The sequence below is a fragment of the Streptomyces sp. NPDC059861 genome (genome assembly GCF_042731435.1).
Taxonomy (GTDB): domain Bacteria; phylum Actinomycetota; class Actinomycetes; order Streptomycetales; family Streptomycetaceae; genus Streptomyces.
In genome coordinates, this window is sequence record NZ_JBHWJQ010000025.1 from 24,936 (window position 1) to 49,899 (window position 24,964).

26 protein-coding genes and 1 tRNA gene are annotated in these 24,964 nt (G+C 72.6%); 13 read left to right on the forward strand and 14 right to left on the reverse strand.

What is annotated here, in order from left to right; all coding sequences use genetic code 11:
- Positions 1 to 96: 96 nt before the first annotated feature.
- Entirely contained in the window at positions 97 to 492 is a 396-nt protein-coding gene (locus ACFV6X_RS21990; protein WP_365460249.1) for a rodlin, read from the reverse strand.
- A gap of 246 nt (positions 493 to 738) precedes the next feature.
- Between ACFV6X_RS21990 and ACFV6X_RS21995 the strand changes: the two genes are divergently transcribed.
- The 3 genes from ACFV6X_RS21995 (at position 739) to ACFV6X_RS22005 (ending at position 2,799) form a co-directional block, all read left to right on the forward strand.
- A complete protein-coding gene (locus ACFV6X_RS21995; protein ID WP_385385920.1) occupies positions 739 to 1,134 on the forward strand; it encodes a rodlin in 396 nt (131 codons plus the stop codon).
- 234 nt (positions 1,135 to 1,368) lie between these two features.
- The gene (locus tag ACFV6X_RS22000; protein WP_385386050.1) at positions 1,369 to 1,596 is read left to right on the forward strand and encodes a chaplin; all 228 of its coding nucleotides are present in this window, start codon (positions 1,369 to 1,371) and stop codon (positions 1,594 to 1,596) included.
- A 105-nt stretch (positions 1,597 to 1,701) separates the two neighbouring features.
- Positions 1,702 to 2,799 (forward strand): LPXTG cell wall anchor domain-containing protein, encoded by a 1,098-nt coding sequence (locus tag ACFV6X_RS22005; protein ID WP_385385921.1) that lies wholly within the window; start codon positions 1,702 to 1,704, stop codon positions 2,797 to 2,799.
- Positions 2,800 to 2,895: 96 nt separating this feature from the next.
- Here ACFV6X_RS22005 and ACFV6X_RS22010 read toward each other — a convergent pair whose 3' ends face one another.
- On the reverse strand, positions 2,896 to 4,221 hold the full coding sequence (locus ACFV6X_RS22010) for an ATP-grasp domain-containing protein (protein ID WP_385385923.1): 1,326 nt from the start codon (positions 4,219 to 4,221) through the stop codon (positions 2,896 to 2,898).
- A 201-nt stretch (positions 4,222 to 4,422) separates the two neighbouring features.
- Here ACFV6X_RS22010 and ACFV6X_RS22015 point away from each other — a divergent pair, with 201 nt between their 5' ends.
- Entirely contained in the window at positions 4,423 to 5,799 is a 1,377-nt protein-coding gene (locus ACFV6X_RS22015) for a glycoside hydrolase family 26 protein (protein WP_385385925.1), read from the forward strand.
- A gap of 31 nt (positions 5,800 to 5,830) precedes the next feature.
- Here the strand turns inward: ACFV6X_RS22015 and ACFV6X_RS22020 are convergent, their stop codons facing one another.
- From ACFV6X_RS22020 to ACFV6X_RS22060, 9 genes are read right to left on the reverse strand one after another with little or no spacing between them, the layout of a single operon-like run.
- Positions 5,831 to 6,937 carry a GNAT family N-acetyltransferase gene (locus ACFV6X_RS22020; protein WP_385385927.1) on the reverse strand — a complete coding sequence of 369 codons (1,107 nt, stop codon included), beginning with the start codon at positions 6,935 to 6,937 and terminating at the stop codon, positions 5,831 to 5,833.
- On the reverse strand, positions 6,934 to 7,590 hold the full coding sequence (locus ACFV6X_RS22025; protein ID WP_385385928.1) for a lipopolysaccharide biosynthesis protein: 657 nt from the start codon (positions 7,588 to 7,590) through the stop codon (positions 6,934 to 6,936). The genes ACFV6X_RS22020 and ACFV6X_RS22025 overlap by 4 nt, the downstream gene beginning before the upstream one ends.
- The gene (locus ACFV6X_RS22030; RefSeq protein WP_385385930.1) at positions 7,590 to 8,753 is read right to left on the reverse strand and encodes a glycosyltransferase; all 1,164 of its coding nucleotides are present in this window, start codon (positions 8,751 to 8,753) and stop codon (positions 7,590 to 7,592) included. The genes ACFV6X_RS22025 and ACFV6X_RS22030 overlap by 1 nt, the downstream gene beginning before the upstream one ends.
- Positions 8,753 to 9,508: a polysaccharide deacetylase family protein gene (locus ACFV6X_RS22035; RefSeq protein ID WP_385385932.1), complete on the reverse strand. Its 756-nt coding sequence runs from the start codon at positions 9,506 to 9,508 to the stop codon at positions 8,753 to 8,755. Before ACFV6X_RS22035 ends, ACFV6X_RS22030 begins: the two co-directional genes overlap by 1 nt.
- On the reverse strand, positions 9,492 to 11,243 hold the full coding sequence (locus ACFV6X_RS22040) for a lipid II flippase MurJ (protein ID WP_385385934.1): 1,752 nt from the start codon (positions 11,241 to 11,243) through the stop codon (positions 9,492 to 9,494). Before ACFV6X_RS22040 ends, ACFV6X_RS22035 begins: the two co-directional genes overlap by 17 nt.
- Positions 11,240 to 12,604 carry an O-antigen ligase family protein gene (locus ACFV6X_RS22045; RefSeq protein ID WP_385385935.1) on the reverse strand — a complete coding sequence of 455 codons (1,365 nt, stop codon included), beginning with the start codon at positions 12,602 to 12,604 and terminating at the stop codon, positions 11,240 to 11,242. The genes ACFV6X_RS22040 and ACFV6X_RS22045 overlap by 4 nt, the downstream gene beginning before the upstream one ends.
- A gap of 6 nt (positions 12,605 to 12,610) precedes the next feature.
- On the reverse strand, positions 12,611 to 14,041 hold the full coding sequence (locus ACFV6X_RS22050; RefSeq protein ID WP_385385937.1) for an exopolysaccharide biosynthesis polyprenyl glycosylphosphotransferase: 1,431 nt from the start codon (positions 14,039 to 14,041) through the stop codon (positions 12,611 to 12,613).
- On the reverse strand, positions 14,038 to 15,207 hold the full coding sequence (locus tag ACFV6X_RS22055) for a glycosyltransferase (protein ID WP_385385939.1): 1,170 nt from the start codon (positions 15,205 to 15,207) through the stop codon (positions 14,038 to 14,040). The genes ACFV6X_RS22050 and ACFV6X_RS22055 overlap by 4 nt, the downstream gene beginning before the upstream one ends.
- Positions 15,208 to 15,256: 49 nt before the next feature.
- Entirely contained in the window at positions 15,257 to 15,664 is a 408-nt protein-coding gene (locus tag ACFV6X_RS22060) for a hypothetical protein (RefSeq protein WP_385385941.1), read from the reverse strand.
- Positions 15,665 to 15,893: 229 nt separating this feature from the next.
- Between ACFV6X_RS22060 and chpG the strand changes: the two genes are divergently transcribed.
- The 8 genes from chpG (at position 15,894) to ACFV6X_RS22100 (ending at position 21,008) form a co-directional block, all read left to right on the forward strand.
- Positions 15,894 to 16,133 carry a chaplin ChpG gene (chpG, locus tag ACFV6X_RS22065; protein ID WP_365451897.1) on the forward strand — a complete coding sequence of 80 codons (240 nt, stop codon included), beginning with the start codon at positions 15,894 to 15,896 and terminating at the stop codon, positions 16,131 to 16,133.
- 235 nt (positions 16,134 to 16,368) lie between these two features.
- Positions 16,369 to 17,154 carry a hypothetical protein gene (locus tag ACFV6X_RS22070; protein ID WP_385385943.1) on the forward strand — a complete coding sequence of 262 codons (786 nt, stop codon included), beginning with the start codon at positions 16,369 to 16,371 and terminating at the stop codon, positions 17,152 to 17,154.
- Between the two features lie 115 nt (positions 17,155 to 17,269).
- Positions 17,270 to 17,551, forward strand: a complete 282-nt coding sequence (locus ACFV6X_RS22075; protein WP_385385945.1) for a hypothetical protein — start codon at positions 17,270 to 17,272, stop codon at positions 17,549 to 17,551.
- Positions 17,552 to 17,770: 219 nt separating this feature from the next.
- Entirely contained in the window at positions 17,771 to 18,271 is a 501-nt protein-coding gene (locus tag ACFV6X_RS22080; RefSeq protein ID WP_385385947.1) for a DUF5949 family protein, read from the forward strand.
- Positions 18,271 to 18,882 (forward strand): vitamin K epoxide reductase family protein, encoded by a 612-nt coding sequence (locus tag ACFV6X_RS22085; protein ID WP_385385948.1) that lies wholly within the window; start codon positions 18,271 to 18,273, stop codon positions 18,880 to 18,882. The genes ACFV6X_RS22080 and ACFV6X_RS22085 overlap by 1 nt, the downstream gene beginning before the upstream one ends.
- A gap of 111 nt (positions 18,883 to 18,993) precedes the next feature.
- Positions 18,994 to 19,506 (forward strand): hypothetical protein, encoded by a 513-nt coding sequence (locus tag ACFV6X_RS22090; RefSeq protein ID WP_385385949.1) that lies wholly within the window; start codon positions 18,994 to 18,996, stop codon positions 19,504 to 19,506.
- 217 nt (positions 19,507 to 19,723) lie between these two features.
- Complete coding sequence (locus ACFV6X_RS22095; protein ID WP_385385951.1) at positions 19,724 to 20,158, forward strand: tyrosinase family oxidase copper chaperone; 435 nt, start codon at positions 19,724 to 19,726, stop codon at positions 20,156 to 20,158.
- The gene (locus tag ACFV6X_RS22100; RefSeq protein ID WP_385385952.1) at positions 20,142 to 21,008 is read left to right on the forward strand and encodes a tyrosinase family protein; all 867 of its coding nucleotides are present in this window, start codon (positions 20,142 to 20,144) and stop codon (positions 21,006 to 21,008) included. Before ACFV6X_RS22095 ends, ACFV6X_RS22100 begins: the two co-directional genes overlap by 17 nt.
- Before the next feature lie 130 nt (positions 21,009 to 21,138).
- Here ACFV6X_RS22100 and ACFV6X_RS22105 read toward each other — a convergent pair whose 3' ends face one another.
- From ACFV6X_RS22105 to ACFV6X_RS22115, 3 genes are all read right to left on the reverse strand, one after another.
- Entirely contained in the window at positions 21,139 to 21,423 is a 285-nt protein-coding gene (locus ACFV6X_RS22105) for a chaplin (protein ID WP_385385954.1), read from the reverse strand.
- A gap of 206 nt (positions 21,424 to 21,629) precedes the next feature.
- On the reverse strand, positions 21,630 to 21,875 hold the full coding sequence (locus ACFV6X_RS22110) for a hypothetical protein (protein WP_385385956.1): 246 nt from the start codon (positions 21,873 to 21,875) through the stop codon (positions 21,630 to 21,632).
- 932 nt (positions 21,876 to 22,807) lie between these two features.
- Positions 22,808 to 22,883, reverse strand: a tRNA-Arg gene (locus ACFV6X_RS22115).
- Between the two features lie 321 nt (positions 22,884 to 23,204).
- Here ACFV6X_RS22115 and ACFV6X_RS22120 point away from each other — a divergent pair.
- Positions 23,205 to 24,812, forward strand: coding sequence for a dynamin family protein (locus ACFV6X_RS22120; RefSeq protein ID WP_385385958.1), 1,608 nt, complete (start codon positions 23,205 to 23,207; stop codon positions 24,810 to 24,812).
- Positions 24,813 to 24,964 lie beyond the last annotated feature (152 nt).

Genomic DNA, 24,964 nt, shown 5'->3' on the forward strand with positions numbered 1-24,964 from the left:
GGGGCCGGGGGCCTCCCCCGGCGGCCCTTGGGGGGGGGGCAACTACCGTGGGGGGGCCCGCCGAGATGCTCGGCGGCCCGCCCCCTCGTGACTACGTCACTCGCCGTTGGCCGACAGGACCGACACGTCCTCCAGCAGGTGCGCCAGCGCACCGTCACGCTTGGCGTTGGTGGAGTTCTCGGCGCACTGCTGCTGCGTGTGGTCCGACAGGATCGGGATGTCCTTGATCGGGATACCGACCAGGGCGCCGGCACCGACGGGCAGGTCGTTCACGGCGATGCAGGGCTTGTTGAAGGAGCCCTGGATCAGCGCCATCTGCGGGCTCATGTTCCCGTACGTGGACGAGTTGCCGAAGCTCTGCAGGGCACCGTTGCCGTTCGCGGCGGTCGGGCCGCTGTCGTCGCCGACCGCCATGGCGCCCGGGGCCGCGGCGGCCGAGGCACCCATGACGGAAGCGGCGATCGCGGCGGTGGCAACAACCTTCTTGATCACTGGCCAGTCCTTTCTTAGGAAACCCCGTCCACCGGAGCGTTCTGGTCAACTGCACGCGCACTGCGCGGTTTCTCCCGATCACCCTGTCGGCCGATACCCCAGCCCTTTGTGTGTTCGTCGTCACCGGTGATTATCAGGCGTTTGGACGGGAGGCCGGGCCAACCGGGTGAACATCCGCAACCAATCATCTGAGTCCGGGTTGATGTGGCCGTAGGACATGCGTCGCTACGAGGAAAGGAACGCGAAGTGCTCAAGAAGGCAATGGTCGCCGCGGCGGCTGCCGCTTCCGTCATCGGTATGTCGGTGGCGGCCGCTCCCCACGCGCTTGCCGTCGGTGACGACTCCGGGCCGTCCGTGGCCAATGGCAACGGCGCGTCGTCGTCGTTCGGCAACTCGGCGACCAAGGGCGACATGAGCCCCCAGCTCTCGCTGGTCGACGGGTCGCTCAACAAGCCGTGCCTGGCCGTGCAGGACGTCCCCGTCGGCGTCGCCGGCGCCATCGGCGTCGTGGCCCAGGACATCCCGGTCCTGTCCGACCACACGCAGCAGCAGTGCGCGGACAACTCCACGAACACCAAGCGTGACGCCGCTCTCAGCCACATCCTGGAGGACCTGTCGGTCCTTTCGGCGAACGGCGACTGAGCTCCCGCTCGCGTAGCCCGGGCGGTCCGCCGAGTCCCTGCGGGCCGCCCGGCGGCGCGTGTGGAAGAAGTTATTTACCGAGCGATCGAGTGAATTCCTCGGTGTTATACGTTCCATGGTTTCTTCGGCTGTCAATTTCTCGTTTGCAGGCTGCAGGTCATGGTGCGAGCCGTACAGCTGTGCTCGCTCGGTTTCGGCCGTCCAAATGGCATGACCGCAGAGAAGGGAAAGTTCATGAAGAAGAGCGCTGCTGTCGTCGCGGGCGCGATCATGGCTCTCGGGATGGCCACGCCGGCCTTTGCCGACTCGGGCGCCGAGGCTGCCGCGATCGGTTCCCCGGGTGTCCTGTCCGGCAACGTGGTCCAGATTCCCGTGCACGTTCCGGTCAACGTCTGCGGCAACACCGTCAACGTGATCGGGCTGCTGAACCCGGCGTTCGCCAACCAGTGCAAGAACGACTGACGCTGTAACGCACCAGCCGCTCGGCTGCGCCACGGCCGGCCTTGGACGACTCCATCCTTCTCCAAGGCCGGCCTTCCCACTTCTGCGAGCAGGAAGACAACGAGATTGCGACAGACCCTGAGCAAGGGAATGGTCGCGGCTGCCGCCGCGACGAGCATGCTGTCCCTGTGCGGCGGTGCCGCCCTCGCCGACACCACGGCGGGCGGGGCGGCGGGGGGCTCGCCCGGCGCGGCCTCCGGCAGTAGCGTCGCGGCCCCCGCCGAGGCACCGGCGGCGGGAGCGTCCCGGAGCGTCGAGGAGTTCGATCACGAAGCGTTCTACGAGAACGTCCGTGACGAGGTCTACGCGGACATGGCCCTGGCGCAGGACGCGCCCGCCGAGGTCGGCACCGGGGCGGACAGCGCCGCTGTGGACAGTGCGACCGCAGAAAGCGCTATCACCGACAGTAGCGCTGCGGAGAGCACGACCGGCGACAACACCCCCGTGGACAGCATGCCCACGGACAGCACGATCGCGGAGGACACCGCTGCGGACAGCGCGACCGCGGAGGACACCGCTGCGGAGAGCACGACCGCGGACAGCACCGTCGTGGGCGGCACCACCGCCGACAGCACCGCCGTGGACCAGGAGGTCGTCGTCGGACAGGGCGCCGGCTCGATCTCCGGCAGCGTCCCGGAGACGACCGCGGAGACTCCCGCCGCGACGCCTGCGGAGACCCCCGCGGCAGCGCCAGGGGAGACGTCCGAGGACATGCCCGCGACGCTCGTGGACGACGTGCTGGCCGGCGGCTACGGCGACGACCTGCTCGGCGCGTACGGTGCCGAGTCCGACAGCGGCTACGGCTACGGGGAGGACACCGGCTACGGCGTGGCGACCGGCTACGGCGACGACGCCGGTTACGGAAGCGGCTACGGCGACGAGGGCGGCTACGGCGACACCCCCACGACGCCACCGCCCCCGACCAAGACTCCGCCCCCGACGCCCACCCACCCCCCGACCAGCCCGCCGCCCACCAAGACTCCGCCGCCCACGAACCCGCCGCCCACCAAGACCCCGCCGCCCGACAGCGAGAACCCGGAGCAGCCGCCGTCGCTGCCCGAGACCGGCTCCGAGGCCGTACTCGCGGCCTCGGGCGCCGGTGCCGCGATGATCCTGGGCGGTGCGCTGCTCTTCCGCCGAGGCCGAGCCGGCCAGCGTAGGTAGGACACCCGGTGCCGGAGACCCCGAGCACCAGGTACACGACCGGGCGCCCCGGGCGACGAACCACCGTCGCCCGGGGCGCCCGCACGAGCGGGCCCGTCAGCGGCTGACCGCTGTCCCGTCCTTCTCGTCGCCGGGGAGACCGGATGCTCCGGAGAGCTCAGGGACGACGGACACCTCGCCGGGGCGGGGCTCCACGGGCGACGCCTGCCGGACCAGCGAGACCCGTGGCCAGACCCCCACCGTCGCCTTCGGCCGCAGCCGCGCCCGGAGCCGGCGCAGCACGTGCCGGGTCCACAGGGCGCTCATCGCGAAGCCGGGAGTGAGGTCGTCACGGGCGTGCCAGGCCAGCTCGCGGCCGCCCGGTGCGGGGCGGAGCGAGGCCAGCGGGGCGTAGTTCTCCACCACGAACGCCCGGCCCGGCCGCGACGCGCCGTCCGGCAGCGGGCGGCGGGTCAGATCCAGGTGCAGGGCCCGTACGACGTCCAGTCCGGCGGTGTCGGTGAAGAGCCGGAACTGGGCTCCCGGGCGGGGGTTGAAGTCGAGCAGGTGGTAGCGCCCGGTCGTGCCGCAGCGGCGGAAGTCGAGGTCCAGGATGCCGCGGTAGCCGAGCTCGCCGACGAGCCGTTCGGCCAGGGCCCGCACCTCGGGGTTGGCCGTCCACTCGCCGACCGCCGTCAGCCCCGCGGCGCGCGGCCAGGAGTGCAGTTTGCGGCCGGGGCCGCCGGCGCGGACGGCGCCGGAGCGGTCGGCGTACCCGTGGAAGAACCAGTCGCGGTCCGGGCCCGGCGGCAGGAACTCCTGCAGCAGCAGCCGGCTGCCCGCCTCCCCGGAACGCTCGAACAGCTCCCGGGCCTCCTGCGTGGAGCGCACCAGTGCCGTGCTGCGCAGGCCGGTGCCGGTGGGCAGCAGCCAGGGGCGGCTCCACTTCGCCACCACCGGCAGTCCGAGACGCCAGGCGGCCCTGGCGGCCTGGTCGGCGGTGCCGGGGACCAGCGTGCGGGGGTGCGGCAGGTCCAGAGCCGAGCAGATGCCGGCCAGTTCGGCCTTGTCGGCGACGCGTTCGGGCAGTCCGGCGGGCGTCGCGGGGAGCAGGTAGGTGGGCGCGAGGGTGTCGTGCAGCCGGCCGACCGCGATGGCGCTCGCGTCGTCCATCGGGATCAGCACGGCCGGCCGGGCGATCCCGGTGGCCACCCGGCGCAGCACGCCGGCGATGTCGTCGGGGGACGCGCCCGGTCCCGGCGGCGGATGCAGTTGCCGTACGAAGCGGGACGTACGGACCGGGCTCCCCGCGCAGTCGGCGACCACGTGCACGTCCACCCCCGCGCGGCCGAGCGAGCGTACGGCGCCCAGGGTTCCGTGGTGAAAGGGATTCCGGTCGATCCGCAGCAGGACCACGGGGACACGGGTGTCGAACAGCGACACGGTGTTTTCCTTCGGTTGTTTCACCCGTGCGGGCGAGCGCGGCACTCGTACGCCGCATGCGCACTGGCGGAATTCATACTGATATGACTGAGTGTCAGTGACGGGAAGTGGAAAGCCGTCAGGAAATTCGTCACCGCCACCGTCCACCCAAAAGGGCGTCAGCTGTTGGACGGCGCACGGGAGTGGAGAAAGGAAAAAGGCATGGCCGCACAGCATCGCCGGGCCCGGCCCCGGCGGCTGGCGTGCCTCGCGGCGACGGTCGTCGCGTCGGCCGCCCTGGCCACCGGCCCCGGCTTCGCCCTGGGCCTCGGGGTGAGGGTGACCGGCGACCCGCCGGCTCCCGCGCCCACCGCGTCCACGGCACCCACCGCGTCCACGGCGCCGACGGCGGCCACGGCTCCCGCGGCAGCCACGACGCCCGGGCACGGGGTGAGCACTCCGGCACCGACCGCCTCGTCCGTCCCGACCGCGTCCGCGGCACCCGCCCCGTCGGCCGTCCCGGCCAAGCCGCCCGTGAAGCAGTTCCCCGCCTTCGGGGCCTATCTCCACTACGCCGAGCGCGGTGTGGCCCGGATCTCCGAGCTCAGCCGCTGGCTGGGCGGTTCCGAGCTGCGCGTCGGGCACACCTATCTGCCGGGCGACCGGTGGAGCAACATCGAGGGGGCGCCCAGCTTCCTGGAGTCGTGGGCGGACTGGCGCAACGCCAAGGCCGACCGGATGTTCGTCCTCAATGTGCCCATGCTGGAGCGCAACGAGGAGGGCGTCCCTGACTCCGAGGTGCGAAGGCTGCTGCGAGAAGGTGCCGCCGGGCACTTCGATCAGCACTTCCGCAGGCTCGCCGAACGGCTGGTGGAGCTGAAGGCGCCGGACACGGTGATCGTGCTCGGCTGGGAGATGAACGGCATCACGTACACCCATCGCTGCGGGCCCGACCCGAAGGCCTGGAAGCAGTACTGGAACAGGATCGTCACCACCATGCGTTCGGTGCCGGGCCAGGAATTCCGGTTCGACTTCACCCCGTCGCGCGGTCGTGACGCCATTCCGTGGACGCAGTGCTACCCGGGGGACGCGACGGTCGACATCATCGGAATGGACGCGTACGACCAGCCGGCCGGACTCTCCTTCGACGAACAGGTGAAAGAGCGTTACGGACTCCAGGACCACGTGGATTTCGCCAGGGCGCACGGCAAGGAGATCTCCTACCCAGAGTGGGGACTCTTCCGCAACGGTGACAACCCGGAGTACATGCGCCGCATGCTCGCCTGGATGGACGCGCACAAGCCGCTCTACAACACCCTGACCGACTACTGCCCGCACGGCGTGTGGCAGTGCGACGACAATCCGCGGTCCGCCGCGGTCTACCGGGCGCTTCTCACCGGCCGCACCGACGCCCCGTCCGCGCAGCCGACGCGGCCGCCGTCCGCGCAACCGACGCAGCCCGCTCCGGTCACACCCCCGGCCACGCCGCCCGCCACGGCCCCCGCCGACTGCTCGCCGCTGCACCTGGGCGACTGGGTGGAGCACTGGCTCGGCGGAAGGCTGTGCATGCGGCTCGACTGGTGGTCGCGAGGGCGGTGACACGGCGCGCCGCCGCCGGCGGCAGGCCCGCTCAGGACCTGCCGCCACCGTCACGCTCCTTCCGCCGGCGCACCAGCTCCTTGCCCCGGCGGCGTGCCGCGGCACCGCACACCGCCGCCGCCAGCAGCGGGGCGGTGTGCCGCCGGGCCAGCAGCAGCCGCTGGTTGACGACCGTCTCGGGACGCCAGTGGTGTTTGTACGGCTCGTCGCCGCGTAGCAAGCTCAGCGTGCCGAGCCCTGCGACGTGGGCCTGCTCGGCGCCCGCCTCCAGCAGCATCGCCGCCACGTCCGTCTTGTGCTCCCGCAGCCTCGGGTGGGCGCCGTACAGATAACCGCCGCTCAGCCATCGCGACATCAGCGTCAGATCGACGGCCACCACGTCGCCGTCCAGGCGGAACTCGGTGACCACCGCGTCCCCGGTGCGCACCATCTCCGCGACCGCCCGCACCAGGTGGTCGCGGAACCTCAGCCGCAGATGCTCCGACGTCACCTTCCGCCCCTGCCACTGCAGCCGGTGCAGTTCCAGCAGCCGCCGCAGCGCCCGCTCCACCTCGTCGGGCTTGACGGCACTGCGCTGCACACCCAGCGCGTGCATCTTGCGCAGCTTGGCGCGCGCCCGCTGCTGGGACTTGGACGGCAGCCGGGCGATCAGGTCCGCGATCGCCACGGCGGGCAGCTCCAGGCAGAGCGAGTCGTCCAGCCGGTGCCGCGGTCCGCCCCACCGCTCGTACACCAGCTCGGCGGCGGCACCGGGCCGGACCTCCCGGAAGTCGATCAGCGCGGTGCGCGCGGCCGTCGCGAGCCCCTCGGTGAGCGCGGTCAGCGCCGCCTCCCCGTGCCCGTCGTCCAGCAGGACGTCCCCGTAGTCGGAGATCGCCCCGCCCAGCGGCACCAGCGACGGAAGCGGACGGGCCACCCGCATCAGCGGGGCCGCCGCGACCAGTTCACCGCCCGCGCGCACCAGCACCAGCCGCAGCCGCCCCGGCGTGCCGTACGACAGCCACCACGAGTGCAGCCAGGCGTGACTCTGGAACGGCGTCGCGCGGGGCGAGCGCCCGTACAGACGGCCCCAGACGGGAGCGAGCTCGGCGAAGGCGGGCTCGTCCGTGACGACTTCCGTGCGGTACGACGGCCTCACGGCGCTCGGTGCGCGTCGACGGCGACGGCCGGCCCCGGCACGGAGGCGGCCCGCCCCGTGTCGTCGACGGCGCGGCGGGGCCGGACCAGCAGGGCGAGCCCGCCGAGCAGACCGCCGGCGCTCGCACCGACCAGGCCGGTGACCGGAGTGGAGGCGGACGACGGCTCGGCCGGCTTGGTGGCGCGGGCGAACTGCTGGAGCTCCACCTTGGTGGCGCCCGCGGTGTCGTCCGCGTGCCCGGTCAACGCGCGGGCCACGGCGTTGGCCATGTCGGCGGCGACGTCCGGCCGGGAGGAGGTGGCGGTGATCGCCACCATCGGCGCGTCCGGCGAGGTCGCCGTCCGCACGCTGTCCTGGAGCGTGCGCACCGGTACGCCCGCCCACACCTGGGCGTCCCCGAGCACCGCGACCTGCGTGGCGACCCGGCCGTACGCCTGCGCGAAGCCGAGTGCGGAGGCCGGGTCGGAGTTCGCGGCGGGTACGGCGACGACGTAACTGGTGGCGGTGTACTCCGGCGCCCTCAGCTCGCCGTACGCGCCGCCGAGCAGGCCTCCGGCGACCACGCCGGCCGCGAGCAGGCTCCAGGGCGGGAGCTTCCTGGCGTGGGCCGGCCGGCCGCCATGGCGGTGCTGTCCGGTGGGGTTCTCGGTCATCACGAACTGGCTCCCTGGGGTGACGGTGACGAGGATGCCGCCGCACGCGGGGCGGCGGTCGCGGTCGCGTAGACATCCATGAGCTGGGCGGCGCTGCGGGTGACGCAGTAGTGCCGGGCGGCCTCGGCGGGCGTGCGGGGCCGCGGTCCGGCCGCCCGGGCCTCGGCGACGGCGCGGGCGAACTCCTCGGCGCCGCCGGTCACCCGGCGGGCGTGGGCCGCGGTGTGCGGGGGGAGGTCCTCGATCGCGGGGCAGGAGGCGTGGACGACGGGCAGCCCGGCAGCCAGCGCCTCGACCACCGCGAGCCCGAACGCCTCCTCGGCGCAAGGGGAGAGCAGCAGGTCCATCGCCGCGGTGAGGGACGGCAGGTCGGGGCCGGGGGAGTCATCCGGGAGGTAGGGGCGTTCGCCGGTGAACAGGACGCGGTCGGCGACGCCGGCCTCGTGCGCGGTGCGGCGCAGCATGTGCTCCTCGGGGCCGCCGCCGACCAGCAGCAGCCAGTGGTCCTCGGGGAGCCGGGCCAGGGCCCGGACGGCGAGGTCGAAGCGCTTGCCCGCGGTGAGGCGACCGACGGCGCCGACGACGAACGCGGTGTCCGGCAGACCGAACCGCTGGCGGGTGCGCAGCCGCCGCACCGGGTCGAAGCGGAACCGGGCGAGGTCGATGCCGTTCGGGACGACCTCGATGCGGGCGGCCGGTACACCCCAGCGTTCCAGCCGGGCGGCGACCGTGGGGGACACGGCGACCGTGGTACGGCCGAGGCGCTCACTGGCGAGATAGAGCCCGCGGACGCCGGCGGTCAGGGGGCGGCCCTCCATCTGGGAGTCGCCCAGGGAGTGCTCCGTCGCGACGATCGCCCTGACCCCGGCGAGGCGGGCGGCGAGCCGGCCGTAGACGCAGGCGCGGTAGAGGTGGGTGTGCACCAGGTCGTAGCCGCCGGAACGGATGAATCGGGCCAGGCGGGGCAGGACGCCGAGGTCACGGTTGCCGGCCATGCCGAGGTGGGTGACGCAGACACCGTCGGCCATCAGGCCGTCGGCGACCGGGCCCGGGTTGGTGAGCGTCACGACGTCGCAGTCGACGGGCAGATGCCGCAGCAGCAGCCGCAGTTGCTGCTCGGCGCCGCCGACGCCCAGGCCGGTGATGATGTGCAGGGCCTTCATCACACGCCCTCCACCGCGCGCCGGCGCAGCCCGTGCAGCCGGTACTTCAGCAGCAGGCGTACGGCGGTGTCGTTCTGCCCGATGTGCAGCCGGGGCAGGGCGTACGGGCCGGAGAGGGTTCCGGGGTCGATCGCGCAGGCGTACGCGTACCCGGCGTCCCGTACGGCGTCGGCGGCACGCCGGTCGATCGCGCCGTACGGGTAGCAGAAACCGGCTGCCGGAACACCGGTCAACTCCGCGAGCGCCGCTCTGCTTTCGACGGTCTCGACCGTCAGTGTGACGTCGTCGGCCTTGGTCAGATCGACGTGCGTCAGCCCGTGCGAGCCGATCTCGACGCCCTGATCGGCCGCGGCCCGGATGCCGTCGGCTGTCAGCAACTGCTTGCGCGGGCCCAGCGGATCCCAGGAGTTGTCGCCGCCGAGCCGGCCCGGCAGGACGAACAGGGTGGCGCCGCAGCCGTGCCGGCGCAGCGCCGGAAGGGCGGCCTCGACGAAGTCGGCGTACCCGTCGTCGAACGTCAGCCCGACCAGACCCCGGTCCTCGCCCCGGGCGCGGGCGGCGATCAGCGCGGCCACGGACACCCCCCGCAGCCCCCGTCGGCGCAGCCAGCCGAGCTGGCGGTCCAGACGGTCGGGGGTGACGGTGATGCGGTAGGGGTCGTCCGAGCAGTCCCCCACGGAGTGGTACATCGCCACCCAGGGGACCGGCGCCGGGGCGCGTACGGCACGCGTGCCGGTGTCAACGGGAACGGGCATACGGAAGCCTCCGGGTCACGGAACGTACGGAACGGAGCGCGGATGCGACTCCCTGCTCGCCCAGCGCCCGGCCGAGCAGTACGAAGACGACGGCGACGGTGAGAGAGCCGAGGAGCAGCCCGGGCAGCGGCGCCTCGACCCGGCTCGCGGCGAAGGCACCGGCGACGGTCGCGCCGGCGGCGGCACCGATCGGCCGGCCGAGGTCCGCGAGGACATGACGGAGGCGGAGAGGGACGACGTTGCGGGCGGTGCCGGCGGTGGTAGCGGTGCTGGCGGTGCCGTCAGTGGGAGCGGTGGTGGCGGTCTCGCCGTCCGCGCCGGGGCGCCCGCGCCCGGCCCGCGCCCCGCCGAGCAGCATCCCCGCCGTCAGCGTGATCCCCGCCGCGTTCGCCGCGGCGATGCCGCTCACCCCCCACAGCCCCACCGTGCAGGCCCCGATACCGGCCGTCGCGGCGACGCCCGCCGTCATCGCGGCCAGCGGGTACCAGCTCGGCCGGCCGTCCGAGAAGTACGTGCGCACCAGGGCGCCGACCAGGGTCTGGCCGAGCAGGCCGAGGGCGTACACGCGCATGACGTCCGCCGTCGCCGCCGTGTCCCGCGCCGTGAACGCGCCTCGCTGGAAGAGGAGTTCGATCATCTGCGGGGCGCACGCGACGACCGTCGCGGCACCCAGCAGCACGATGCACGCGGCCAGCGCCAGATCCCGCTCGACCCGGTCGCGGGCCCGCTCGGTGTCGCCGTCGGCCAGGGCCCGCGCGACCACCGGGAAGGTGACCGTGCACAGCATCAGCGACAGCGTCATCGGGATCTGCGCCACCTTCTGGGCGTAGTTCAGGTGCGAGATGGCCCCGGGGTCGAGATGGGAGGCGAGGAACCGCTCGATGAGGACCTGGGACTGACGGCACAGCGAGAACAGCAGCACCGCGCAGACCAGCGCGAGCCCCATCCGGCGCTGCGCCTCACCGGCCTCCTCCAGGCCGTCGGCACTCTTCCCGCGCAACTGCCGCCACAGCGCCGGAAGCTGGACCGCCACCATCAGGCAGCCGCCCACGGCGACCCCGAGCGCCGCCGAGCGCACCCCCCACCGCCCGCTGAGCACGAGCATCGTCGTGATGATGCCGGTGTTGTAGGCGACGTAGATCGCCGCCGGCGCCAGGAAGCGACGGTGCGCCCGCAGCGCGGCGCTGCAGTACCCGGCGAGCCCGAACGTCACGACGCAGGTCGCGGTGAGCCGGGTGCAGTCGACGGCGAGCCCCGGGTCGGTGAGGCCGGGGGCGAGGGCGCCGACCAGGAAGGGGGCGCCGACGACGACCAGTCCGCCGGCGGTGATCAGGGCGAGCGCCAGCCGGGGCAGGGTGGCGCCGACCAGGGCCCGCACCGGGTCGCCTGGCGCGCCCTGCGCGCGCCGGGACAGCGCCAGGCTGAACGCCGGGATCAGGACGAGGGCCAGCCCGTCCTCGATCAGCAGGGTGGCCGCGAACTCCGGCACCGTCCAGGCGATCAGGAAGGCGTCCGTCTCCCTGCCCGCCCCGAACAGCCGGGCCAGCGCCTGGTCCCGGGCGAGCCCGAGCAGCGCCCCCGCGACGGAGAGCGCCGCGGTGAGCAGGGCCGCCTTGGCGAGGAAGCCGCGGGAGGCCGGGGCCGGTTCGGTGCCGCCCTCGGTGTGCGGGGCGGTCCGTGCGCAGGGCACGGTGGGCTGCGCGGCCCCCGGGGTCCGGGGAGGCGTCACGTTCATCGTGCCGGCGCCCCCTCCGGGCGCACGTCGGCCCGCGCCCACGCCGCATCCTCGGCCGGCGTCTCCTCGGTGCGCCCGCCGACCAGCGCCCACCAGGCCGCGAAGCCGAGACACAGGGCGGTCAGCACGGTGGAGGGGCCGCCGATGTCGGCGTACGCGAAGTCGGTCAACTGCCAGATCAGCAGCCCGCAGGCCACCAGCGCGCAGTCGAGCCCTCGCCCGTCCCCGGCGCGTCTCGCCCCGGCGAGCCCCCGCAGCGCGCACACCAGCAGCGCGAGCCAGCTTCCGGCGAGGGCCAGCAGCCCGATCAGCCCCTGCTCGCTGAGGACCAGCAGGTACATGTTGTGCGGGGACAGCAGCGGCTGCCTGCGGAAGGCCGCGCCCGCGCCCTCCGTGTCGCTGGCCGCGGACAGCGCCAGCGACGCGTGGGCGTCCCGGTACTCGGGGAAGCCCTTCAATCCCACGCCGGTCAGTGGCTGATCGCGCCACATGCCGGTCGCCGCCGCCCACATGGTGTACCGGTCGGTGACCGACTGGTCGGGCGCGTCGGTGACCTGCGTGATGCTCGTGATCCGCTCCTGGAGCAGCGCCGTACCGACTCCGAAGCCGCCGACCAGGACCACCCCGGCCGCGGCGATCACCGCGCCCGTCCGCAACGCCCGCCGCATCCCGGCCAGCGCCAGCTGCACCGCGCACGTCACGGCGGTCGCGATCCACGCGCCCCGGCTGAAGGACAGCGCGAGCGGCACCAGCAGGGCCAGCGCGCAGCCGACGGCGATCAACCGCTGTCGTACTGGCGCCTGGCCGAGCGCCAGCCCGACCGCGCACACCACCCCGAACGACACCACGCTCGCCATGCCCATGATGTCCTGCGGTCCGAAGGTGCCCACGGCCCGGATCGGCTGCCCCTGGTACGAGGCGCCGGTCGCGGTCACGTACTGGTGCACGCCGACCGCCCCCTGCCAGCCGGCGAGCCCCACCAGCGACCAGGTCAGCAGCCGGAAGTCCGCCCGGTCGCGGATCAGCAGCAGCACCGCGGCCGGCACCAGCACGAACACCTGGAGATAGCGGCCCATCCCGGTGATCCCGGCCCCCGGCGAGGCCGCTCCCACCGCCGCCACGGCGAGCCCCACGACTGGCAGCCCGAGGATCACGGCGGCCGTACGGGACAGGGGACGCCGCCGCTGCCGCAGCAGCCGCAGGGCGCAGAAGCCGACCACCAGCGCGGAGACCGCGTCGGCCGGGGTGGCGCCCCCGTCGCCGCCCGGCGCGAGCGGCAGCCCGAGCAGGGCGATCACGGCCACGACGGGCAGGACGGGGGAGAGCGCCCGGATCCGCGCGGAGGGCAGAGCGAAGCTCATCGGTGCTCAGCTCCCCGTCGCCCGGACGAGCGAGGCCGCCGTGCGCAGCAGGATGCAGACGTCCTGCCACAGCGACCAGTTGTCGATGTACGCGTTGTCGAACCGGGCCCGGTCCTCGATCGAGGTGTCGCCGCGCAACCCGTTGACCTGCGCGAGTCCGGTGATGCCGGCCGGCATGCGGTGGCGGGCCGCGTAGCCGGGGTAGGCCTGGCTGAACTGGGTGACGAAGAACGGGCGTTCGGGCCGCGGTCCGACCAGGCTCATGTCGCCGCGGAAGACGTTCCACAGCTGCAGCAACTCGTCCAGCGAGGTGCGGCGCAGGAACCGGCAGAACCACGGCATGTCGTGCTCGTTGGCCACGCTCCAGCGGGTCGCCGACTCGTGTTCGTCGGCCGGGCGGTGGGTGCGCAGCTTCAGCAGCGTGAAGGCCCGGCCGTCCTTGCCGATCCGCTCCTGCCGGAACACCACGCCCGGCCCGCCGCCGATCCGCAGCGCCAGCGCGCAGGCCAGCAGCAGCGGGCTGACCGCCAGCAGCAGCGACCCGGACACCACCACGTCCAGCGTCCGCTTGCCGGCGTCGGCGCGCCGCCCGGAGTCCAGCTCCAGCCGCCGGCAGGCGTACCCGGCGAGCTGCTCGCGGGCCTCGTACGACGGCGAGTCCGCGTCCAGCTCCCAGACCGCGCACCCGGACTCGGCGAGCCCCCGCAGCAGCGGCCCGTGCTCGCTGCGCACGGTGGGGTGGACGACCAGGACGTCCCGGACGCCGTTCTGGATGAGCGCCCGCTGGACCTCCTCGTCGGTCGTCAGCACCGGCAGCCCCTCGGTGCCGTCCGCGTGGTCGGCGACGATCCCGACCGGCCGCACCCCGCACCGGGGGTGACGCAGTACGGCGGCGGCGACCCGCTGAGCGGTGTCGACGGGCCCTACGACCAGCGCGGCGCGCGGCTGGCGCAGCAGCGCGACCCGCCGCCGCCAGTGCACCAGCGCGCGCCCCGCACAGCCCGCGGTGGCGTGCGCGGCGAAGCCGGCGGCCAGCGTGCCGGCCGGCAGCACGTGCTGGGGGGTGTACGCGGCGACCAGCGCGGCGAGCGCCAACCAGGCCACCGCGATCCGGCCGCAGACGGTGGGCAGTTCGTCCAGCACGCCCTGCCCTCGCCGGGGCGGTCCGTGTGGACGCACCAGCATCGCTCCGGCGACCAGCAGGCCCATCAGGACGGGCCGGCTCAGCGTCAGCGCCCCCAGCAGGGCCGCGCCGAGGTCGGCGCCGAGCAACGGCACCGGCGAGGCGAGCCGGGCCGCGGGCCGCCGGACCGGGAAGGGGAACCCGGCGCCGCCCCTGCCGGGCGTGGGCACGACCGGGACGGTCGGGAATCCGTGGTCCCGGGGCTGGGAGCCGGGGGAGGGGACCGTGCTTTCCGCAGTGCGTTCCGCAGTCACGAGTGGATGGACTCCCTGTACTCGGTGGGCGCGGCGGGTGCCGGCGTCCCGGTGCCGAGGAGCGCGTGGTACACGTCCTCCATCGCCCCGGCGGCGTGCCGGACGTCGTGTGCGGCCCGCACGTGCCGGCGGCCCTCGTGGCCGAGCCGCTCACGCAGCGGCGGGTCCAGCAGCAGCGCGGTGAGCGCGTCGGCCAGCGCGGGTGGATCCTCCGCCGGCACCAGGCAGTGCGGTGCGTGCCCGGGCGGCAGGCTCTCCCGGGCGCCGTCCACGTCCGTCGCCACCACGGGCCGGCCGCACGCCATCGCCTCCAGCGGGGCCAGTGCCATGCCCTCCCAGCGCGACGGCAGCACGACCACGTCGGCCGCCTGGTACCAGGGCACGGGATCGGCGACCGCTCCGGCGAACAGCACCGGCTCCGGCCCGCGCAGCCGTTCCCGGTCGGGCCCGTCGCCGACCAGCACCAGCCGCGCCCCCGGCACCCGCCGGACCACCGAGGTCCACGCGGCGAGCAGGACGTCCTGCCCCTTCTGCCGGCACAGCCGTCCCACGCAGACCACCAGCGGCGCCCGCGGATCGACGTCGGTACCGAGCGCGGCCCGTACGGTGCCCGCGGCTGCCGGACGGAAGCGGTCGGTGTCGATCCCGTTCGGCACGACCGTCCACCGGGCGTCGATCCCGGCCCGCAGCCCGGTCCGGCACTCCGCCTCGCTCACGCACACCGTCCGGTGCGCCCACCGCGCCCCGAACCGCTCCCACTTCAGCGCCAGCGCGGCCGTCGCCCCGCCGACCGCCTCGAACGACCAGGCGTGCGGCTGGAACACCGTCGGAATCCGCCCCCGCACGGCGATCCGCCCGGCCAGCCCGGCCTTGGCGCTGTGCGCGTGCACCAGATCGGGCCGCACGTCCTCGACCAGCCGCGCCAGCCGGCGTACCTCACCGGTGAGCGAGGGCCCCGGCGCGCGCGTCGCCTGCCAGGGCCGTACGTCGGCCCCCAGTTGCCGGAGTATGTCGCTCAGCCCGCTGTCCGGGCAGGCGACCGTGACCCCGAGGCCGGCCGCGAGCTGGGCCCGCGTCAGATCCGCGAGCACGCGCGCGACCCCCCCTTCGACGGGCTGCGTGAGGTGGAGGACCCGTGGCCGAGGGTCGGTGGTTGACTGGTGCATTGCGCGGTTTCCTCGCTCACGGGTGACGCTGGACGGGCGGGTACGCGCCTCACGGCCGGATGTCGGCGGCGACGAAGAGCACACCGGCCCAGGCCGCGTCCCGGTGGGAAACGAGGCGGATGGCCGACTGGTTATCGTTTGATCGGAAACCCGCGGGGGGACCGAACACGTCCGAGTCGTAGCCGAACGTGTTCACGGACGACGGAAGTCGTGCGCCCGCTCTTCCGCTGATCGGTGAATTCCGCACGTCATCGACAGGCCCGGCGGAATCGGTGGACGCGGCCCCGGACACGGTGCGTGACGCCGGGTCGGGGCCGTGGTCACCGTTGCAGGTGAACGGTCCGACACCTGAACGGTTGGCGCACTCGTGGACGGTGGAGCGGGAGAGGCCCGGCCGCATCGCCTTCGCGGCCGGCGGCGTCGCACGGCGCAGCAGCGAACCCGGGGAATTGCGCATGGCCGCGGTGCCCTTTCGAAAGGCGGGCTACAAGGGTGCGTCGGACGGTCCGCAACTCTAGTCGCTACCCACACGAACCATCCGAAACCGGGCATGTGTGTCGGAAACGTGAACGCCACTTCGAGCCGAGATCACCCCATTGGTGGCACAACTCCCGCGCGGGCCGCGCGTTGACACAGCGCCGGGTATCCGCCCGGATGTTTGTGTCAACTCCAAGGAGCACCTCTCCATGTCGCGTATCGCGAAGGGCCTGGTTCTGACCTCCGTCGCCGCCGCCACGGCGGCCGGCACCGCCGGCGTGGCCGCCGCCGACAGCGGCGCCCAGGCCGCCGCCGCCCACTCGCCGGGTGTGCTGTCGGGCAACGTCCTCCAGGTTCCCGTGCACGTCCCGGTCAACGTCTGCGGCAACACGGTCGACATCATCGGCCTGCTGAACCCGGCGTTCGGCAACGAGTGCACGAACGACTGACGTCACAGCAACTCGCCGGCCGGCCGCTCTCCCCGGTGGAGGGCGGCCGGTTCGCCATGCCGTGCCTCGAATGGGGCACGGGCGCGGCGGGTCGGCGTGCGGTGCTCGGGATGCTGTCCCACCAGCGGTGATGCCGGACAGTCGAGGGTGGCTCGGGGTGTCGGACCGGTTGCGAGGTGTGACGGTCACTCGCACGGTGGCCACAGACCCCGATGCACCATCGAAAGGAACGCTCATGCGTGGTCTGCCCGCACGGCGTCTCGCGTCCTCCGCGCTCAGCGCCGCCCTCGTCCTCGGCATCGCCGCCCCCGTCGCCATCGCGGCGGACCACGACTCGGCCCCGTCGCGCACCTCCACGCCCGTCCCCGGCGCGGACGAACTGCTTTCCCAGATCGACTACCTGGCCGGTCTCGACACGGCGTTCACGCCGATCACCGACCTGCTCGACACCGTCCTGGCGGCCGAGGGCGGTCAGCTGACGGAGAGCCAGGCGTCCGCACTGGAGGTCTCGGTGCAGGAGGCGATCGAGGAGGTCATGGCGGGAATGCCGGTGATGACGCCTTCGGCGGCCACGCCGTCGCCGTCCGCCGCGCTTCCCTCGGCGCCCGCCGCGCCCGCGACGCCCGGCGCGCAGGCGACTCCCGCCGCTCCGTCGGCCCCGGCCGCTCCCTCGGTGCCCGCGGCTCCGTCGACCCCGGCCGTCCCGTCGGCGCCCGCCACCCCCGCCACCCCGACGACTCCCGCGACCAACCTGCCGGCCACGAGTGTTCCCGCGACGACCCTGCCGGCGCCTGTCGACGACGACATCGACATGCCGTCCGCCGACGTGACGGAGGACGCGATCAGCGAGCTGGAGAAGCTGATCGACGAACTGCTCGACGCGGCCACCTCCGGTGCGGTGAACGAGGTGCTCCCGGCGGCCACGGACGTGATCACCGGCCTGTTGGACATCCTCACCGAGACGCTGGTCGCCGCCGGGCTGCCCGCGCCGAGCCTGCCGGCGGAACCGGCCGTTTCCTGAGAACTCCGGACTGTTATATGAGGAAGCGGAACGCCGTTTCCGCGCCTTTCGGGAATCGTTGGGCACGACGTCAGAATTCCCTCCGGCGACGCCAGTCGCCGACGAAAGGAACACGATGAAGTCCCTGAAGGCTGCCGCTGTCGTTGCCGGGTCCCTGGTCGCCACGGGTGCCGCCGCGCCCGCGTTCGCCGCGTACGACCCGGCCGCCGTCATGCCCACCAGCCTCAACGGCGCCGTGAACAAGCTCACCGAGGAACCCATCGACGTCATGCCGCTGAAGCACCAGTCGCGGGCGCTCGACACCGAGAACAAGGACTCGGCGCTCAGCACCGTGAAGGACGCGACCACCACCCTGAACAAGGGCGGGCTGCTGGGTGGTCTGCCGGTCAGGCGCTGACATCCGCCGGGACGCCACCCGGTGCCGCAGGGCGCGCTCCCGAGAGGGCCGTTCACCGAAAGGGCCGTTCACCGAAAGGGCCGATTCCGATCCCCACCGGAATCGGCCCTTCGCGCGATGCCGGGGCGCATCCCTCGTTCGGGTGGACACCGCGGGGGCCCTGGGCCGCCCGGGTGACATCGCGGCGGGCACGGACGGGGCCGTGGATATGGTCGCGCGGTGACCACAACCCCCAGCGAAGCCCGCCCGTTCAGCTCCGCCGACCTGGGCACGCTCGTCATCATGCCGTGGACCGGAAAGGTCGAGGACGGCAAGGACATGCCCTACCTCCTCGCCTGCTCCCGGGGTGACGCCCCCGACGGTCCCGAGGCGTCGCGCGCCGCCGTCGAGAGACTGCTGAGCGACGCCGGACTGCCCCTCGGCGACGACCTGATCGACGGCGGCACCCGGCCGAGCCTTCCGGTCACCCTGCTCGTCGTGGCCGGCCAGGCCGTCGTCACCTTGCCGCGTCTCAACGCCCAGTGCATGGTGCAGCCCGCATGGCTGCAGGCCGTGGCCAAGCGCGGTCACGCCTACCTGCTGTTCACCGCCCGCCCCTGGTCCGAGGCACAGGTCGGCAAGGCCGTCACGCCCGACGCGCTGCGTGAGTTCGTCACCGCCGAGGAGACCGTGCAGGCCTCCGTGCACCTGCTTCTGCCCGCGCGCAGCCTGCGCCAGTGATGGCGCGCGTCGGGCAGCACGCGCGCCGGACCGGGACCGCCGGCGCGAGCCGGGCGTTCGCCCTGCTGCTGGTGGTCACGGGAGTGGCCGGACTGCTGGCCTCGTGGGTCATCACCCTGGACAAGTTCAAGCTCCTGGAGGACCCCGACTTCACCCCGGGATGCAGCCTGAACCCGGTGGTGTCCTGCGGCAGCGTCATGGAGAGCGACCAGGCCGCGGCCTTCGGGTTCCCCAACCCGTTGCTCGGCCTGGTCGCCTACGCCATCGTGATCTGCGTCGGCGTCAGCCTGCTGGCCGGCGCGGTCTTCCCCCGCTGGTACTGGCTGACGTTCGACGCGGGCTGCCTGTTCGGTGTGGGGTTCGTGTCCTGGCTCCAGTTCGAGTCCCTGTACCGGATCAACGCGCTGTGTCTGTGGTGCGCGCTGGCCTGGGCGGCGACCATTCCACTCTTCTGGTACGTGACGTCGTACACCGTGCGCCAGGAATTCCTGCGCGTTCCGCGCTGGTTGCGGACGTTTTTCGACGAGTACACATGGCTGCCGGTGGTGCTGCACCTCGGAATCGTCGGAATGCTCATTCTGACGCGATGGTGGGACTTCTGGACGAGCTGACCCTCGTACTACTGCGGCAGTCGGGCGAATTGTGCGCTGGTGGTGTTTCCCGGCTCGTTACTCGGTACGCACGCACAGTTCGCCGACATTCCGAAAGGGACCGCATCCGAGATGAAGTCGACCACCCGAGGAACCCTCGCCGCAGTGCTCACGTGTGTGGCGGCCGCCGCGACCGGTGCCGCCACAGCGTCACCCGCCGCCGCGGTCCCCATTCCCGTGCCGCTGGAGGGAGCCGAGACCGCCCTCGGTATGGAACTTCCTCAGCTCGCCGCTGAGGTCCCGACGCCGAAGCCGGGCGTGCCCGACGGGCCGCGGTACGTCGAGGGCCGCTTCCTCCCCGAACGGGTGCTGCCGCAGGTGCCGGTCAAGGGCGGGCTGCCCGGCGCGGACCTGCGCGCGCCGGTGCCGCGGGCCCTCGGTGACGACTTCGACCACCTGGGCGTCTCCGCGCCCGCCTCCGACCTGCGCACCTTGGCGCCGGGCCTGGACGTGGACGCCCCGCTCACCGCGCCGAACGGCGAGAACTTCGGCATGCCCGAGACGAAGCTGCCCCAGGTGGGCGTGCTGGCACCGGCGTTGCAGACGGTTCCGGGCGCGAACCTGGTGATGGGCCCCGGGCTGTAGGGGCGTACCGGGCCCGGGCGCCGACGTCCGGGCCCTGCTCAGTGCGGGCTCTGCTCCGTCCGGGCTCTGACGGTGACCGCCGGGGGTGCCGCGCGGTTACTCCGGTACGACAACCGAACCGGAGGAGGAGCACACGATGGTCGTCGGCGGCGGAGTGGCGGAGGGTGCGGAGGGCGGCGGAGTCGTTGGACCGGGAACGGCGGGGGGTGGCGGGGCCGTGGAACCGGGAACGGCGGAGGGTGGCGGGGCCGTGACACCGGGGGCGGCGGGGGGCGGGCCGGATCTGTGGCGGTACGCCGCGCGGGGGGCGGAGCGGGGTCTCGGGTGGGGGACGCGGCGGGATGTCGTACGGGGGCTGCTGGCGTCGGCCGCCGTGCTGGCGGTGCCGGCCTGTGACCCCAGCGGCCTCACCGGCGTGGCATTCGACGAGACGTACCGGGGGCGGCGGATCCGGGGCAGTGGGGATCAGGTCACCGTGGACGGCCGGCCGCTGCATCTGATGCGCCGCGCCGACGGCACCTGGCTGAGCATGATCGACCACTACTGCTCGTACCCCACCCCTCGCGAGGCGGCCCGCGCGGCCGTCGACGAGCTGGGTGTCACGGGACGGCTGCGGCTGACCGAGGGGGACCACCATGGCGTACACGCGTAAGGACGTCAGCACGCTCACCGCCAGTGAGAAGCGGCGGTTCGTCGACGCACTGCTGGGGCTGAAACGGCGGGGCGAGTACGACGAGTTCGTGCGGATGCACATCGAGTACTACGTCTCCGACGGCGAGAGGGGCTTGCGCTCGGCCCACATGGCGCCGTCCTTCCTGCCCTGGCACCGCCAGTTCCTGCTGGAGCTGGAGCGGGCGCTGCAGCGGCTGGATCCGTCGGTGACGGTGCCGTACTGGGACTGGACCCGTGACCGCAGGGCCACCTCGGTGCCCTGGACGCCCGACCTGCTGGGTGGCAACGGGCGGCGGTCGGACCGGCAGGTGACCACCGGGCCGTTCGCGTACGCCGAGGGCAACTGGACGATCAACGAGAACGTCTCGGACGTGAGGTTCCTGACCCGGGATCTGGGCCGGGCCCGGGACCCGATCGAGTTGCCGACGAAGAGCGATGTGGAGTCGGCGCTGAAGGACCCGGTCTACGACGTCTCGCCCTGGGACTCCACCGTCACGAAGGGCTTCCGCAACAAGCTGGAGGGGTGGGGCACCGGGCGGGGCAGCGTCTCGTGGAAGAACCACAACCGGGTGCACCGGTGGGTCGGCGGCGTCATGGTCGGCGGCGCCTCCGTCAACGACCCGGTCTTCTGGCTGCACCACGCCTTCGTCGACCTGCTGTGGTCACGCTGGCAGGGGCGGCACCGCAACCACCGCTACCTGCCTGCCGCTCCGCCCGGTCAGGGCGACGCCCAGCGCGGGCGGGTCGTGGCACGTCACCAACCGCTGCCGCCGTGGCGGGTGACGCCGGATCAGCTGGAGGATCACGGGCGGTTCTACCGGTACGGGTGAGCCGGCCCGGACAGGGCAGAGCCCCGGCGCTCGGGGGTGCCGGGGCTCATGAGGTACGGGGAGGCACCTCGGGGGCACTGGCCGGCACCTCGTGAGGTGCGCTCGTCAGTGCCCCTTGGTGTACGGCGTCTCAGCTGCCGTAGCCGTCGACGGCCTTGTCCTTGGTGCTGCTGTCACCGTTGTTCTCGCAGACGTTGCCGAAGGCCGGGTTCAGCAGCCCGATCACGTCGACCGTGTTCCCGCACAGGTTGATCGGCACGTTGACCGGAACCTGGACGACGTTGCCCGACAGCACGCCGGGCGAGTCGGCGGCCGCCCCCAGGGCATCCGCGTCCGCCATGGCCAGGCCCGCTCCGCTGAGGACCATGGCACCCGTGCCGAGAGCCATACCGGCTGCCTTCGCGATGCGCGACATCACGTTCTCCTTAGTTGCTCGGTAAGCGCGGCAGCAGACGTGCCGCCGACTCTCCGTTCAACGCGGGCGACCGGGCAGGGTAACGGTGATCATCTGCGGATCACCCTTTTTGAACAGGCACTTCGCCGTCGAACGCGCAGCGGGCCCGATTCACCCCGTCGAGGACGACGGAGTCGGCCGACGTGCGGCGCCTGTCCCTCCTGCCCTCACGCCTCTCCGGCCTTCTTCCGCGCCCTCTGTGCCGCCCACGTCAAGCAGCCCCATCGGGCAACCGCCCCCACGGCGAGGGAGACCAGGACGGCACCCCAGTCGATGACGTGCGGCAACCCTGGAAAGAAGGCGAAGAAGGCAAGGGCCCCGACCAGCCCCACGAGGAACGCGACGCCACCGACCTGCCGCCGTCGCGCATCCTCCGCGTTGCCCGAGCTCTGCCCCTGTCCTTGCTCGATCATGAACGGCTCACTTCGTGATGTGGTGGCACTGACTCACACGAGGCACGCCGTTGACGTGGAGGCGCGCGCATGCCGTTCCATGACGAGGCAGGGTCTGCGGAGGTTTGGTCCGCATGGGGTCGATCTTGCACTCGCTGTGAGTTCTGCCGCGGCCTGTGCGGTAGGTGCGGTTGAGGGGGGAGGTGGCTCGAAGGCACTGGAGCGAAGGGGGCCCGGGGTGGCGCGAGGACGCGAAAGTCAGCTCGAATCGTCGGCTTCGACGATTCATCGCCTTAACTGACGAAGTGTTTGAGGCCGCCTTGTCCGAGGGGCCTGCGGTGCAACCGGACTCTTTACTTTTCTTCCGAATCGCAAAAAATGCACGGAGCGACTTTTGCCGGGAGCTGCTATTGCGCGAATGATCATGGCTCCGTACGCTCTTCCGGCGCGTCGGGCAGTCCGTGGACAATGCCCGGTGCGGCACGATGTCGGGGCCATGATCTGCGAGGCTCGCGCCAGTGGCTCCATAACTGCGAACTCTGCTACTGGACCCGCAACGGCCGACTCATCAGCACTGCTCCGAGCACCTACAAGATCACGCTCCCTGAGCCCTTGACACCGTCATCGGCTCCTCAACTCCGCGGGCATGATCGACGCGGTGCGCCACCTCGTCGACTACGCCATCAGAGACATCAGATGGCGGGCGATTCCGCGCAAGCGGCACCTGCTCACCGACACGCTTCGGCTTCTCTTGGCCGTGCTGGTCACGAATCGGCGACTCTCTCGGCCTGGAACTTCGGCGCGTATGCGACACGGCCACCCGCGAAACCCGGTGACAGCCGGACAGCTCCGGGACCTTCCCTTGATCGGCAAGGGAGCGCCCGGGGCTTCGGCGTGTCGAGCGAAACGGGCCCTGAGCAGCAAAAAAGCCCTCCCGGAAGGAGGGCGGAGACTGGCGCCCCCGGCAGGACTCGAACCTGCGGCCAAGCGCTTAGAAGGCGCCTGCTCTATCCACTGAGCTACGGGGGCCGGGTGTGTGGCCTCTGTCGTGGGTGCCCGGGTGTGGGCCGATCCGTGACGTCGCCGGGGACAAGGATAGAGCTCCCCGATCCTTGACCCTGTTGCTTCGCCTCCGTGGCTCGATGTGGAGGTTCGGTGAAGCGGTCCTGATAATCGCAGGCAGGTACGAATCGTGCATCGCTTTTGGCCTCTCGCGAGGCGGGTGTTGTGCACTCGTTATGCCTGGACTGTGTCCGTGTCCCAGTCGCCCCTTCCGTCCGTTGTGTTCCGTCGGCGCGCAGACATGCCCATATGCTTCAGATATCACGTAAAATTGGGCATTCTTCGCATGTGGTGACCTTGGACGTACGGCCTCAGCTGCTCGACGCACTTTCCGCGCTGCGCGACCGCGTCGCCGCCGCACGCTTTCCGCTTCCCCTGGCGGGCGCCCCGCGCGCGCGTGCCAACCGCGACGAACTGCTCGCCCAGCTCGACGACTATTTGGTGCCCCGCCTGAGAGCGCCTGAAGCGCCTTTGCTGGCCGTCGTGGGGGGCTCCACGGGCGCCGGCAAGTCGACGCTCGTCAACTCGCTCGTCGGCCGCAGGGTGAGCGAGGCCGGTGTCCTGCGGCCCACCACCCGGACGCCCGTACTGGTCTGCCATCCGGAGGACCACCACTGGTTCAGCGGCATGCGCGTACTGCCCGACCTCGCGCGCGTGTGGGTGCCTCACCGTGAGTCCGACGACGATCCGGTGGCCTCCGGCGACACACCCCCACGCATGCTGCGTATCGAGACGGCCGAGACCCTGCCCCGGGGCATCGCCCTCCTCGACGCACCCGACATCGACTCCCTCGTCGCCGACAACCGGACCCTCGCCGCCGAACTCATCTGCGCCGCCGACATCTGGGTCATGGTCACCACGGCGGCCCGTTACGCCGACGCGGTCCCGTGGCACCTGCTGCGCACCGCCAAGGAGTACGACGCCACCCTGGTCACCGTCCTCGACCGGGTCCCCCACCAGGTGGTCTCCGAGGTCTCCCGGCAGTACGCCGCCCTGCTCACCAAGGCCGGCCTCGGCGACGTACCCCGCTTCACCGTGCCCGAGCTGCCCGAGTCCGCCTGGGGCGGCGGCCTGCTGCCGGCCACCGCCGTCGCGTCGCTGCGCACCTGGCTCGTCCAGCAGGCCCAGGATCCGGGGACCCGCCAGCACACCATGGCCCGTACGGCGTACGGCGTCCTCACCTCGCTCAAGTCGCGGATGCCCGAGCTGGCCAGTGCGGCAGCCGCCCAGTACGCCGCCGCCCTCCGGCTCACCTCCGCCGTCGACCTCGCCTACGACAGCGAGCACGCGCGCGTAAGAGGGCGCCTGCAGTCCGGTGCCGTGCTCGCCGGGGACGCACTGAAGCGCTGGCGGGCCTTTCCGCTCGACTGCAAGGCCGGCGAGCTTCTGGACGCCCTCGTGGAGAGCCTCGGCGCCCTCCTGCTGTGCGCCGTCACCGCCGCCGACGAGCGCGTCGACGAGGCTTGGCGGCGCGAACCCGCGGCGAGCGCGCCGGAGCTCTCGGACCGGGACGCGTCCACCGAGAATGCCGAGCACCGTATCGGGATGGCGGTACGGCGGTGGCGGCGCGAGCTGGAGGAGTACGCGGAGGACGAGGTCCGCGACCTCGACCGCGGCATCGCGCCGGATCCCGAGGTGGTCGCCGTCCTCGTCGTCACCGCGCTGCTGGGAGGCCGCCGGGCCCGTTCCGCGGGCGAGGGGCTCGCCGAGCGGCTCGGGGCGCACGGGGCGCTGCGGCTGCGTGACCGGGGCGGGCGGCTGCTCAACGACTGCGTGGACCGGGTCATGCAGAACGAACGCGAGCGCCGTCTCGCGCCCCTCGACGCCCTCGACGTCCATCCCGAACCGCAGGCGGAACTGATCGCCGCGTTGTCCGTACTGCAGAAGGAGAGGTGACCGGTGACTGCTGTCACTGACCAGGACCACACGGAACACGCCGATCCCGAGCAACCGGAGAGGCGGCCGGAGGAGGCGGAAGCGCGGGCGGGGGCGGAGGGGCTGACCGGGTCGGCGAGGCCGGGCGGGTCAGCGAAGCCGGACGGGTCGGA

What these genes read in the sequence shown, in the direction of transcription:
- ACFV6X_RS22000 (WP_385386050.1), top strand. Translation starts at nt 1,369, where the DNA reads ATGAAGAAGAGCGCTGCTGTCGTCGCGGGCGCGATCATGGCTCTCGGG.
- ACFV6X_RS22015 (WP_385385925.1), top strand. Translation starts at nt 4,423, where the DNA reads ATGGCCGCACAGCATCGCCGGGCCCGGCCCCGGCGGCTGGCGTGCCTC.
- ACFV6X_RS22025 (WP_385385928.1), bottom strand. Translation starts at nt 7,590, where the DNA reads ATGACCGAGAACCCCACCGGACAGCACCGCCATGGCGGCCGGCCGGCC.
- ACFV6X_RS22030 (WP_385385930.1), bottom strand. Translation starts at nt 8,753, where the DNA reads ATGAAGGCCCTGCACATCATCACCGGCCTGGGCGTCGGCGGCGCCGAG.
- ACFV6X_RS22035 (WP_385385932.1), bottom strand. Translation starts at nt 9,508, where the DNA reads ATGCCCGTTCCCGTTGACACCGGCACGCGTGCCGTACGCGCCCCGGCG.
- ACFV6X_RS22040 (WP_385385934.1), bottom strand. Translation starts at nt 11,243, where the DNA reads ATGAACGTGACGCCTCCCCGGACCCCGGGGGCCGCGCAGCCCACCGTG.
- ACFV6X_RS22045 (WP_385385935.1), bottom strand. Translation starts at nt 12,604, where the DNA reads ATGAGCTTCGCTCTGCCCTCCGCGCGGATCCGGGCGCTCTCCCCCGTC.
- ACFV6X_RS22055 (WP_385385939.1), bottom strand. Translation starts at nt 15,207, where the DNA reads ATGCACCAGTCAACCACCGACCCTCGGCCACGGGTCCTCCACCTCACG.
- ACFV6X_RS22060 (WP_385385941.1), bottom strand. Translation starts at nt 15,664, where the DNA reads ATGCGCAATTCCCCGGGTTCGCTGCTGCGCCGTGCGACGCCGCCGGCC.
- chpG (WP_365451897.1), top strand. Translation starts at nt 15,894, where the DNA reads ATGTCGCGTATCGCGAAGGGCCTGGTTCTGACCTCCGTCGCCGCCGCC.
- ACFV6X_RS22070 (WP_385385943.1), top strand. Translation starts at nt 16,369, where the DNA reads ATGCGTGGTCTGCCCGCACGGCGTCTCGCGTCCTCCGCGCTCAGCGCC.
- ACFV6X_RS22075 (WP_385385945.1), top strand. Translation starts at nt 17,270, where the DNA reads ATGAAGTCCCTGAAGGCTGCCGCTGTCGTTGCCGGGTCCCTGGTCGCC.
- ACFV6X_RS22085 (WP_385385948.1), top strand. Translation starts at nt 18,271, where the DNA reads ATGGCGCGCGTCGGGCAGCACGCGCGCCGGACCGGGACCGCCGGCGCG.
- ACFV6X_RS22090 (WP_385385949.1), top strand. Translation starts at nt 18,994, where the DNA reads ATGAAGTCGACCACCCGAGGAACCCTCGCCGCAGTGCTCACGTGTGTG.
- ACFV6X_RS22100 (WP_385385952.1), top strand. Translation starts at nt 20,142, where the DNA reads ATGGCGTACACGCGTAAGGACGTCAGCACGCTCACCGCCAGTGAGAAG.
- ACFV6X_RS22105 (WP_385385954.1), bottom strand. Translation starts at nt 21,423, where the DNA reads ATGTCGCGCATCGCGAAGGCAGCCGGTATGGCTCTCGGCACGGGTGCC.
- ACFV6X_RS22110 (WP_385385956.1), bottom strand. Translation starts at nt 21,875, where the DNA reads ATGATCGAGCAAGGACAGGGGCAGAGCTCGGGCAACGCGGAGGATGCG.